The sequence below is a fragment of the Curtobacterium sp. NPDC089689 genome, from assembly GCF_044749145.1.
In the GTDB taxonomy this organism is placed as follows: domain Bacteria; phylum Actinomycetota; class Actinomycetes; order Actinomycetales; family Microbacteriaceae; genus Curtobacterium.
Genome location: NZ_JBIVHJ010000001.1, coordinates 1,198,413 through 1,209,915 on the forward strand (window position 1 = coordinate 1,198,413; position 11,503 = coordinate 1,209,915).

Genomic DNA, 11,503 nt, shown 5'->3' on the forward strand with positions numbered 1-11,503 from the left:
TTTCAGACGGTGAGGTCGGCGATGCGCCGCCAGCGGGTGGAGAAGTCGGCCGCGCGGTCTGGGGACCACTCCGGCTCGAACGAGAGGGTGGGCTTCCAATCAACGATCGCGTCCTCGAGCGTGAGGCCGGGGGTGACGGCGACCCGTGCGAGGGCGGCAGCGCCGAGCGGCGTGGCGTGCTGCGACGGGTACACGTCGACCGGGATCTGCACGAGGTCCGCGACGGACTGCATGAGCACCTTGCTCTGCGTGAGGCCACCATCGACGCGGAGCCGCTGCAGCGGTTGGCCAAGGTCCTGCGCCATGCTGCGTGCAACCTCGGCGACTTGAGCTGCGATGCCTTCGAGGACGGCGCGGACGAGATGCTGGCTGCTGGTGGAGAGCGTCATGCCGGTGATGGTTGCGGTCGCGTCGGGTCGCCACCAGGGCGCTGCAAGTCCGGCGAGGGCCGGGACGCACATGACGCCTTCGGAGTCGGCGGAGGCGGTCTGGTCGAGGTCGCGGGCGCTGTTAATGAACGTCAGCTGTTCCAGCCACCGGACGGCAGATGCGGCTGTGTAGATCTGCCCGTCCAGGCAGTAGAGGCTCTTTCCGGCGTGCTGCCAGGCGATCGACGTCGACAATCCGGACCTGGAACGCACCGGGTCCGTGCCGGTGTTCGCGAGCAGGAACGCGCCTGTGCCGAACGTGCATTTCGCCTCGCCGGCGACGAGGCACCGCTCAGCGACGAGGGCGGCTTGTTGATCGACGATCAGCCCGCCGACGGGGATCTCACCACCGCCGAAGAGCGACGTCACCCCTGCGACTTCGGTATTCGACAGGATCTGTGGCAGCCGTTCTCGGTCGAGGCCGAACAGTGCCAACAGCTCGGGATCCCACATGCCAGAGTCGAGGTCGAGGACGAGGGACCGACTCGCGGTGGAGATGTCGGTGACGAACTCTCCGGTCAGCTGGTGGATGAGCCAGCTGTCGGACGTTGTGACGACACCATCGGTGGTGATGTTGCGGCGAATCCACGCCTGCTTCGGGGCGGAGAAGTAAGGGTCGAGGACGAGTCCGGTCTTCTGGGCGATCCGTTCGGCGTGCGGACGAAGCTCGGCGCAGATGCTCTCCGACCGTCGGTCCTGCCAGACGATCATCGGTGACAGCGGATTGCCCGATTCCGGGTCCCATGCGAGAACCGTCTCACCCTGGTTGGCGAGGGTGACCGCGTCGATGGCGACCTGCGCTTCGGTGACAGCCTGACGTCCGGCGGTGAGGACGGAGTCGAGGAGCGCATGCGGGTCCTGCTCGACACCGCCGCCAGGGAGATACGTCGGACGAACGGGGACCTCACTGAGCGCAAGCACGCTGCCGCCTCCGTCGACGACGACTGCCTTGGTGCCGGAGGTGCCCTGATCAATGGTGAGGACGGTCGTCATCGCCGCACCTGCTCGATGTCTGTCTGCGCTGCGGCGTGCCGATTCGCGGTGCGACGCCACCACTCATCCTGCAGCACTGCCCGGTCGGCGATTGGGGTCGGCGCCTGCTGGGCGGTTGTTTTGATGCCCAAGCCGGGCAGCAGGTCGGCGACGTAGGCGCCGATGCCGAGCGACGCTGACAGGCCCGTTGAGCGGATTGCGGCGACGTTGATGAGCTTGTTGGACGCGTCGGAGACACCGATGACGTAGTTGGTGCCACGGCCCGCGGGGCGGAGGCCCGCGTAGGTCGCGATCGGGTTCAGCCCTTGCAATGCCGGGTAGTTCGCCACCGCCTTTTCCAGCACCTCGGTGTGCGCCTCGGGACGGACCGACCAGTCGTTCTTGTCCTCGAGGTCGACCGCGGTGGGTCCCGCGACGACGTGACCGTCGAGGGTCGGGAACACCAGCACCCCCTTCGTGCGCTTGGTCGGCACGGGCAGGACGATGTGGTCGAGGGTCTTACCGTCGGGCAGCTCAAAGACGAAGAACTCGCCCTTACGGGGGTAGATCTCGAAGGAGTCGTCGCCGAAGAGGCGAGCGATGTCATCGGCGTGGAGGCCTGCGCTGTTGATGGCCAGCCTTGCAGTCACCTCGCCGCCGTCCTCGAGCTGCAGGGCGACGCCATCGTCGGACGTTGACGCGCTGATGACGCGGGCATTCCGTTCGACCTGCGCACCCGCGGCGACCGCTGAGCCGGCAAGGGCGAGTGTGAAGGCCACCGGATCGGTGACGGACTCGCCCGGTACCAGGAGCGCACCGTCGGATTCGCGGATGCTGACCTCGACGCCGTTGGTCGCCGCGTTCTCGGCGAGTCCGCGGATCGTACTGTGATCCTCCGGCTGGTGTGGGATGAGTTCGGCGCCAGCGCGGATGACCGGCACATCGAGGGCTTCGAGCACGGCGGGGCGGATGGCGGCGCTACGGACGATCAGCTCGGTCTCAAGCTGACCGGGTGTGGAGTCGAACCCGGTGTGCAAGACGCCACTGTTGGTGCCGCTGGCGGAGTAGGCGAGGTCGGAGTCGGACTCGAGGAGCACGACGTCCACGCCGCGGTGAACGAGGGTATGAGTGATGGCCGCGCCGACGACGCCACCGCCGATGACGGCGACAGTTGCGGAGATGCTTCGTGTGGTCATGAGATGCCTTTCGAGGTGGTGCGAGTTCAGAGCTGGTCGGCGGTGGTGACGGTGCCGGTGTCGAACGCCTTATCGACGTCGACCATGGCGGGCATCGTGAGCCCGTCGCGGCCGCGCGTGATGAGGAGGTAGGCGAGGTAAACGACCCCAATCGCGATCATGACTGCGACGTACAGCAGCGGCTGCAGGAATGAAACGTCGCGGAAGATCAGCAGTTCGTAGATGAGCCAGATCCCGGCGAACACGATGATGGGCACCTCCCATTTGCCGAGGGAGAAGCCCTTGCTGGCGGGCAGCGCCTTCCGCTTGATGGCGTACATGAGCACGGTCCCGGCGTAGATAATCGCGGGTAGTAGCGTCGCGGCGGAGAACAGGGAGAAGAGTGCATCGCTGGTGTTCGCGAAGATCGCGAGGATCAGCTGGCTGATGACGAGGACGAACGCGGTGGCTGCGACCGGGGTCGCGCGTGAGCGGCTGACGGTCCGCAGGAGCTGCCAGCCCGGGAACCGCTTGTCGCGGGACATCGCCCAGACGAGGCGGCTGCCGCTGAGGGTGATGACCAAGCCGCAGGAGAAGATGGAGATGACGACCAGGACCAGCAGGATCTTCCCGATCACCGGGCCGAGCACCGAGGTGATGATGGTTGCGACGGGGGTGCCGGAGTCTGCGAGGCCGGAGGTGCTGGAGGCGAGGGCGGTGACGGCAATGAGGAACAGCATGCCGAGGACACCGAGGGACAGCACCGCTTGAATCATGGCCTTGGGAATGACCCGCTCCGGATTGCGCGTCTCTTCGGCGAGGTTCGCTGCGGACTCGAAACCGACGATGGTGAACGCGCCGAGGAGGAAGCCGAGCGGGAACGGGCCGGCGTGAGTGAGGTCACCGAAGCTCCAGTACCCCTCGCTGGGGATGGGAGCAGTGGCGAACAGGTGTGCGAAGTCGAGTCGGCCGACGACGGCGCCGACGACGAACAGCAGCACGGTGAGGCCGATCATGCCGATGATCTGCACGGTGACGGCGACGGTGTTGACGCGGTTCGTCAGAGCCGTAGAGATGGCGACGAGGACTGCTTGGAGCAGCATCACGACCCCGGTGATGGCCCAGTTGTTCGCGGCCGTCGCGGTGTAGCCAAACAGTTCAGGAAGGATCGTGGCTGCGATCGTGTAGTCCACAGCGACCACTACGACGATGAGGAAGGCGAACGACACCCAGCCCATCAGCCACCCGGCGATCGGGTTCGCGATCCGGGACACCCACTGGTAGGCGTAGCCGCTGATCGGCATGCGAGCGGCGAGTGCTCCAAAGATCGCCGCCACAGCTACCTGCCCGACAGTCGCAATCGGCCACGCCCAGATCCCGCGGGGACCCGAGGTGCTGATGACGGAGCCGTAGGTAGTGAAGATGCCGGTGGCGATGGAGACGAACCCAAAGGCGACGGAGAACGAGGCGTACCAGCCCAGGTTCCGTTTCATCGCTTCGGGCTTGGCGGAGGCCGTAGCCGTTTCCCTGGGGGCGCTCATAGTGTCCGTCCTTCGTTGCACGTTTGTTGGTATAGACCAATGTCCGCGAGGTTAGGTGCGGCCGCCTACGCTGTCAACTGTGACTTCCCGCCAGCTCCGCGATGACGCGGCACCGACCCCCGTGTACCTGCGGATCGCGGAGGATATTCGCGTCCAGATTGACGCGGGTGATCTCCAACCAGGCGATGCGCTGCCTCCGGAGCGGGAGCTGACCGCCGGGTACAAAGTCAGCCGGATGACGGTGCGCAACGCGCTCGGCGTACTCGAGGCCGAAGGACGCATCTTCCGGGACGCCACACGGGGCACCTTCGTCGCACGGCCCCGCCTTCCGCTACGGGTCGGCAGTTTCTCGAAGGAGGTCGAACGCAGCGGCGGCTCGGCCGGCGCTGAAGTGGTGTGGGTCCGCGAGGACGTCGCCGGAGCGCCGGAAGCGCAAGCGCTTGGCTGCGATCTGGGAGAATCGGTGTACGTCATCCAGCGGCTGCGCCGTTGGGACTCGGAACCGGTAGCGGTGGAGACAACGTTCTACCGCCGAGCCCTCATTCCGGACCTGCTCGCAGGTGATCTTCTCGGATCGCTTTGGGACCGCCTCAGCGAGCGGGGGATCACCTTGGACGCCACCGCGGCAACCGTTGAGGTGGTCACGCTCGATTCAAACACTGCGGCGCTCCTCGACGCCCGCCATGGGGCACCGGGACTGCACATGACGCGGCAAACCTTCGACGTTTCTGGTCGGTGTGTGGAATACGCGCACGACGTGTATCGGGCGGACCGCGTCGCGTTGACTATCGATCGACCATTGCACGACCGCGGAAGCGGCTGAATGTCTAACGACTCAGCTTGAGGCCCTGAAGGTCACTCGCCGGCGCGGAGAGTGCGGGTCGGTCCGACGGTGAATGACGCATGAACCAGACGGTCGGCCGCTCGCTTGTCCGAACCTACGTACAGGGTGGTCAGACAGGCTTCTGCGACGGGAAGGTCGTTGAGGGAGTCGGTGTAGAACGTTGCGTGCTGAAGCGGGATGCCACGTTCGAGAAGCGAATGAAGTTTCTGTTCGCCGACGTTGTGCCAGGAGAAACGCAGACCGTGTGAGTCGCTGGTCAGCGTGGAGCCGAGGACCTCAATGCCGGCGACGTCGATGGCGGCCAGAAAGCGCTCGACAAGCTCGCGTTCGCTGGCTGTCGCGACGATCACTGGGCCGTGCTCTCGCGCCTCTATGAGCGCATCGACTAGGGAATGCCGTACCCAGCCAAATTCAGCAAACTGCCGCACGGTGTCAGCGGCTAGTGTGCTGTAATCGTCGGCGCGGACGCCGAGCAGCGCTACCGCCACGATGGTTGCATCGACGCGTTGACGTCCAGCGGGTGTTCGCAACATGCTTCGGAGTGCGAGTAGTGCGAGCACGCGGACTACCGCCAGTGGACGGCGCCGAATCGCCTTGCGGCACAGCACTGTCATCGAGTCGCGGGACGTAATGACACCGTCGAAGTCGAAGATGCTCCAACCGCTCATCGGTCAATCCTCCTAAGTCTTAGTGTCCGCTGCGTCACGCGGATGCCGACGACTGCCTCGGCGCTTTGTGATGGCTCACCGCGTCGACAGGATCGGGTCATCGTCCTCCCCCGTCCCGCTGGCGGCAGCGTCGACGTCCATCGCCTCGTCTGCAATGCGGGCCACGTGCAGCGCGAGATAAACGGTTTCCGCGCTTGAAAGCGGATGGCCTAGTCGTAGCGCAAACAGCTCACGTAGCCGCAGCGCAGTGTCCCAAGCAATCCGGTGCTCGAGCTGTAAAGCAGCGGCGAGGGCAGAATGGGGCAGGGTCGACTGCCGTTCGCTGCGAGCACGCACGAAGATGTACCGCAGATGCGTGAAGAACCGGGCGGCGGCGACGCTCTTACGATCCAGTGGTCGCGCAAGATGTTGCTCGACGACGTTGAAGGCCTGTATGAGCAAATCGCCTTCCGTGATCGCATCCGCCATGCTGACGCTGGCATGGGTTGCGCTGACCAGGTGCAACGTGATGGGTGTGATCTCCGCGCTCGGCAGCGGAGTTGGAATCGCGTTGTTGATGCTGTCAAGTATCAGCCGTGCGGCGTCCCATTCAGCCGGGTAGAGGTACGCAAGTTCACCGCCCAGGGGGTACCGGACATGAAGGCCGTCGCGCATCCTGAGTACCGCGAAGTGCACGTGATCGGCGACGGCTACAACGAGGCCGGACGTGACTTGCAACCGCGGTAGGAGCCGTCGAGCGGCTCCGAGTGTCGCGTCGGCGAGGTGGAGGTACTCCATCGGGATTGCCGCGATTTGGTCGCCGAGCTGGGATGCGGCGTCCGCCGTGTCCGGCACGAACGTCCGCGCGACGCGAGACGTGTCGGCGTGTTGTCCGGCGCGCATCTTGAAGCCCACGCCCCGCCCGGTGAGGACGACCTCCCGCCCGCTGCCGTCGTCGGCGAGCACGGCGTTGTTGTTGAACACATGAAGGATTTTCATGTCGCCGCTCGCTCCGCTGGGTGGTGTGTCACCGAATGAGCGCTCCGTTGGAGCTGATGACGTCCTTGTACCAATAGAACGACTTCTTGCGGTGTCGATCAAGGCTGCCGGAGCCGTCGTCGTGGCGGTCCACGTAGATCAGTCCGTACCGTTTGCTCATCTGCGCAGTGGATGCGCTGACGAGGTCGATGCAGGACCAGACCGTAAATCCGAGGACCGGGACACCATCGTCGATGGCGTCCGCGGTGGCGCTGAGGTGGTCGTTGAGATACGCGATGCGGTAGTCGTCCTCGATGCGGAGTCCGTCGTCGGTCCGCTCCGGGACGTCTACAGCCCCGAGCCCGTTCTCGATGACGAAAAGCGGCTTCTGCCAACGGTCCCAGTACGCATTGAGAACCACGCGCAAACCGACCGGATCCACTTGCCAGCCCCATCCGGTTTCGGTTGCTGCCAGGGCGGGGTTGGGGACCCCGCCGAGGAAGTTCCCCTCGCCGCGGATGCGCAGGTCCTCGTCCGCGGTCTCGCAGACGCTGACGTAGTAGCTCAAGGACACAAAGTCCACGGTGTTCAGGAGGTCGTCGCGGTCCTGGTCGGTTATCTCGAGGGTGACGCCAGCGCGTTCGAGAGTGCGCAGCAGGTACGACGGGTAGTAGCCGCGGCAGTGCACGTCGCCGAACCCGTAGTTGACTCGTTCTGCCTGCTGCGCGGCGAGCACATCCGCCGGCGCCGGGGTCAGGGGGTAGGTCGGCATCGCGAGAATCATGCAGCCGATCTGCGACCCCGGGATGAGGTCGTGCGCGAGCCGAGTAACGCGGGCGGATGCCACGAGTTCGTGATGCACTGTCTGGTAGAGATCCTGTAGCGGCATGTCCTCTCGGGTGCGTGGCACTCCTCCGGCGAAGAAGGGCAGCTCGAGGACCGCGTTGATCTCGTTGAAGGTCAGCCACCGTTTGACACGGTCGCCGAAGCGCTCGAACAGCGTCCGCGCAAACTTCTCGAAGAACCCGATGAGCGCGCGGTTCTCCCATCCGCCGTACGCACGCGCGAGATGCAGCGGCGTTTCGTAGTGGCTCAGCGTGACGATCGGCTCGATGCCGTGACGCTCCAGTTCGTCGAGGACTCGCGCGTAGTAAGCAAGTCCTTCCTCGTTTGGTTGGTCCTCGTCGCCGTTGGGGAAGATGCGGCTCCACGCCATCGAGAACCGGTACACCGCGAACCCCATTTCGCCCAGCAACGCGATGTCGTCGACGTAGCGGTGGTAGTGGTCGATGCCTATGAGCTTGAGGTTGTCCGGGGTCGGCTCCTCGGTCACTCTGCCGCGTTCGCCGTCGGGAAGCACATCTTGGATGGAGAGGCCCTTACCGCCCTCGGCGTAAGCACCTTCAATCTGGTTCGCCGCGGTCGCGCCACCCCAGAGAAATCCGTCGGGAAAGTTTGCCATTCGTGTTTGTCCTTCTCCGGGTATCAGCGCTTGACGATAAGCGCGGGGCTGGTCGAGTTTATTACCGTATCTGTTACCGGGGTCAACGAGCTGTACTCAGACGAGTTGGTGACCACCACGATAGTCGTCGTGTCGAACCCGGCACCCTTCACAGCTGCCAGATCAACCTCTGCAAGCGGTCCGCCGACGGTGACCCTTTGCCCAGCGTCGACCAAGGAGGTGAATCCGCGGCCCTCCAACTGCACGGTGTCGATACCGATGTGTATCAGCACCTCCATGCCGTCGTCGGTCTTAAGGCCGTAGGCATGGCCGCTGGGGAATACGGCGACGACGGTGCCAGAGACAGGGGCAACAAAATGCCCGTCATCCGGGACGACACCGAATCCACCGCCCAAAGTGCCGCTGGCGAAAACTTGGTCGGGTACGCGCTCGAGCGCAATCATCCGGCCCGCGACTGGTGCGCGGACGTGGCCCGGCGCTTCAACGGGAGTGTCTGCGGCTGGGGTGGCATGCTCGTCAGTGTTCTGGTCCACTTGTTCCCGATTTACGAAGAGGAAAGTAAGAGCAAATGGGATGACGATTGCCGCTCCGACTCCGATGAAGAGCATTGCTGCGGATCCGCGGGCGAGGAACGCGGCCATCGAAAGCACCGAGTAGAACGAGATGAAGGTGTCCGGGGCAACACCGCCGGATGCGACAATTGCGCCGCCGACTGCGCCGCCGACAAGCGCAAAGGCAAACGGCCTGCGCAGAGGAAGGTTGCTGCCGTAGATCGCGGGTTCGGTCACGCCCGCCACGAATCCGGACGCGGCGGCCGCGAGAGCGACCCGGCGGCGAGCAGCACTACGTGTGCGCAGCGCGACTGCGATTGCGGCGGAGCCCTGCGCGAGAACCGCTGGTACCAGCGGCGCGGCGATCAGCGAGTATCCACGCAGGGAGATCTCCTGGATCACGATTGGGTCAGTAGCCCAATGCAAGCCGAAGATGACAAGGACCTGGTAGATCCCACCGAGTAGGCCGCCGGCCAGCCATGGTGCGAACTTGAATGCCTCCTCGATGGCCCCGGACAGCCCGTCCGCGGTGAGAGTAGTCAACGGACCAATCGTGAGCAGGATCAGCGGCACCATGACGAGGACGACGAAGAACGGCGTCATAAAGGATCTAACGAGTTCGGGAAGCCAGCGCTGCAGCCACCGCTCGAGATATCCTTGTACCCATACCGCCACGGCGATCGGGATAACGGAATAGACGTAGTGCATGGCAACGAGCGGAATTCCTGCGAAGTTTGTAATGACGATCGGAACACCGCCAAAGGTCGACGTTGCAGTGCCATCTGCGATCGCGACGATGCTCGGATAGACCAGCGCCCCCGCGATGATCATCGATGTGAACTCGTGAGTTTTGAAGCGTCGCGCGGTCGAGATGGCGATAAACATCGGGAGGAAGTAGAATAGCGCGTCGGCTGCCGCCGTCAGAACGACTGTAGTGGGACTTTTTGGGTCGAACCACCCAAGAACGCCCCCGAGTGTCAGTAGTGCTTTGAACAATCCCATCCCCGCGAGCGGCCAGATCAGCGGGCGCACAATGTCCGAGATCAGTGCGATTGCCCGATTTAAGATGTTGCCAGAGGGGCGGGCGGCCGGAATTTCTTGCGTGTTGGAGCGACCGAGCATGTCCTCGATGCCGGCGTACACGTTTTCCACGCCATCGCCGATCACGATCTGGAATTGGCCCCCAGCGCGCACTACCGCTAAGACCCCAGGCGTGGAGCGGATCAGGGCATCATCCGCGAGCTTGTCGTCCGCGAGCTGCGCACGAATTCGAGTGGCGCAGTGCGTGATGTTCCGGATGTTTTCGGCACCACCCATTCCGGAGATGATCGCCTCGGGGAGGTGCTCTTGTCGCGTCTGTGACATCGGTGTCCCGTCCATCTTGCTGTCGAAGGAGCCATAAAAAAAGACCTGAGGCGCATTGAATGCGTCTCAGGTCTTGCCTCGAAAGTAACAACCCTGTTCCACGGCAGAACAAAGTCCGCAGTGGATTTGAGAGTCGAAGATATAGCGGACGTTCCGCTCTGTCAAGCCCCACGGCTGGGAACTGCAGCGCTTGGTTTGCCGGCGTTGCCCGATCGTCTACACATTTGAAACATAAATTATGGGCGCATCGACTGCTACGACCCAGAGTGGCAGGCAGCGACTCCACCTGCATCGAAACCGCGCCGCCACCCCTTGGCCGCGGATCAAGGGTGATTAGGACGGATGGGCAAGACATCCGCCGCGGCGAGGGTAACCGACCGGGCTACACACCAGGCTGTTCTTCTGGATGCCACTCGTGGGAAACCTGGCTGGAACCAGTGTTGCAGAAGGCGCATGGAGCCACGAGGGATCGGTCCCGTGAGAGCCGCCTGATGAACACGTTCCACCGGTCGGGCAGGACCGCACGTGGCGGGGAGTAGGCCGGATCTAGTGTTGCCGCCGTCGGCGGGGGACTCATTTTGTTGGATACGAGCGTTCGAGCGGTGGTGTGCCGCCTGGTCGCACACTCGAACGGCTGCGGTGACGCTCAGCGGTGCTGTACGTCTGTCATACGTCGCACCCAACGGTTCCCCCGGTAGTTGCGGCCGGGCGGTCACGGTAGTCCTGCTGCCCGTTCAGGGACAGGCGTGAACAGTGGAGAAAGGAGCTGCAAGAAGTCGATACGGTCGAGGACGCTCAGGAGTTACGCAAGGTGAAGGCACGTCCCGACCGTGACACTGCGGACGTCGGCGAGGCATAGTCTCCTCGTGACTTGGCGGGCGCCGTAGTTCGACTAGGAATCTCGGGCAGCTCGAGAGCCCGCGCGGAGCCACGTGGCCGAAGGTGGTTCGAGGTGGCCGCCGTCGACGCGGAATGCCTGGAGCATGTACTCCGCGAAGCGCTTCCAGGCCGTCGGTGCCGACCGCTGTGTCCTCCGGATGAGACCGGCGTTGGCGTGCTGCAGCATGAACAGGTCCGACTCGTCGAAGTCGGCACGTATCGCCCCTGCGGCCTGCGCACGCTCGACGAGAAGCTGCGTGGCCGCCAGGGCTCGTCTGGTCTCGGCGCGAAACAGTTTCGATCCGAGGCCCGGCGAGAGGATGACGTCACTGAACGCGAGGTCCTCCGCCTGATGCCGCATGACGAACATCACGTAGTCCGCAAACGCATCCCAGGGCTCGGTGCGTGCGCGCTCGGCTGCCGCTACGGCTTCATCGGCGAAGCGCCGCATCTTCTCCTCGAACACCACACCTACCAGGGCCTCGATGCTCGGGAATCGACGGTAGATCGTGCCGACCCCAACCCCGGCCTTCTCGGCGATGTGCTCGAGCGTGACCGCGGTGCCTTCTTCGGCGAACACGCTCCCGGCGGCGCAGATGATCGCCTGACGGCGGCGCTCGGCGTCGGCGCGGAGCGGGCGCGCTGTGGTGTCCATGGACCC

General features: G+C 64.3%; 9 protein-coding genes. 1 reads left to right on the forward strand and 8 read right to left on the reverse strand.

Translation table 11 applies throughout. The features are described 5' to 3' along the window. Positions 1-2: 2 nt before the first annotated feature. Genes ACIPYW_RS05875 through ACIPYW_RS05885 form a run of 3 tightly spaced genes read right to left on the reverse strand, consistent with a single transcriptional unit; the run spans position 3 to position 4,116 of the window. A complete protein-coding gene (locus ACIPYW_RS05875) occupies positions 3-1,421 on the reverse strand; it encodes an FGGY family carbohydrate kinase (RefSeq protein ID WP_400411662.1) in 1,419 nt (472 codons plus the stop codon). Then, complete coding sequence (locus tag ACIPYW_RS05880) at positions 1,418-2,596, reverse strand: NAD(P)/FAD-dependent oxidoreductase (RefSeq protein WP_400411664.1); 1,179 nt, start codon at positions 2,594-2,596, stop codon at positions 1,418-1,420. The genes ACIPYW_RS05875 and ACIPYW_RS05880 overlap by 4 nt, the downstream gene beginning before the upstream one ends. A 26-nt stretch (positions 2,597-2,622) precedes the next feature. Then, positions 2,623-4,116 (reverse strand): APC family permease, encoded by a 1,494-nt coding sequence (locus tag ACIPYW_RS05885; RefSeq protein WP_400411667.1) that lies wholly within the window; start codon positions 4,114-4,116, stop codon positions 2,623-2,625. A gap of 79 nt (positions 4,117-4,195) precedes the next feature. On the opposite strand from ACIPYW_RS05885, the gene ACIPYW_RS05890 reads away from it, so the two are divergent. Next, positions 4,196-4,939 (forward strand): GntR family transcriptional regulator, encoded by a 744-nt coding sequence (locus tag ACIPYW_RS05890; protein WP_400411669.1) that lies wholly within the window; start codon positions 4,196-4,198, stop codon positions 4,937-4,939. 32 nt (positions 4,940-4,971) lie between these two features. Here the strand turns inward: ACIPYW_RS05890 and ACIPYW_RS05895 are convergent, their stop codons facing one another. The 5 genes from ACIPYW_RS05895 to ACIPYW_RS05915 all read right to left on the reverse strand — a co-directional run bounded on the left by ACIPYW_RS05895 (position 4,972) and on the right by ACIPYW_RS05915 (position 11,497). Continuing rightward, positions 4,972-5,628 (reverse strand): HAD family hydrolase, encoded by a 657-nt coding sequence (locus ACIPYW_RS05895; protein WP_400411672.1) that lies wholly within the window; start codon positions 5,626-5,628, stop codon positions 4,972-4,974. A gap of 75 nt (positions 5,629-5,703) precedes the next feature. Continuing rightward, positions 5,704-6,606: a PRD domain-containing protein gene (locus tag ACIPYW_RS05900; protein WP_400411674.1), complete on the reverse strand. Its 903-nt coding sequence runs from the start codon at positions 6,604-6,606 to the stop codon at positions 5,704-5,706. Between the two features lie 28 nt (positions 6,607-6,634). Continuing rightward, a complete protein-coding gene (locus ACIPYW_RS05905; protein WP_400411677.1) occupies positions 6,635-8,047 on the reverse strand; it encodes a glycoside hydrolase family 1 protein in 1,413 nt (470 codons plus the stop codon). 23 nt (positions 8,048-8,070) lie between these two features. Next, positions 8,071-9,963: a beta-glucoside-specific PTS transporter subunit IIABC gene (locus tag ACIPYW_RS05910; protein ID WP_400411680.1), complete on the reverse strand. Its 1,893-nt coding sequence runs from the start codon at positions 9,961-9,963 to the stop codon at positions 8,071-8,073. A gap of 892 nt (positions 9,964-10,855) precedes the next feature. Next, on the reverse strand, positions 10,856-11,497 hold the full coding sequence (locus ACIPYW_RS05915) for a TetR/AcrR family transcriptional regulator (protein WP_400411682.1): 642 nt from the start codon (positions 11,495-11,497) through the stop codon (positions 10,856-10,858). Between the last annotated feature and the right edge of the window lie 6 nt (positions 11,498-11,503).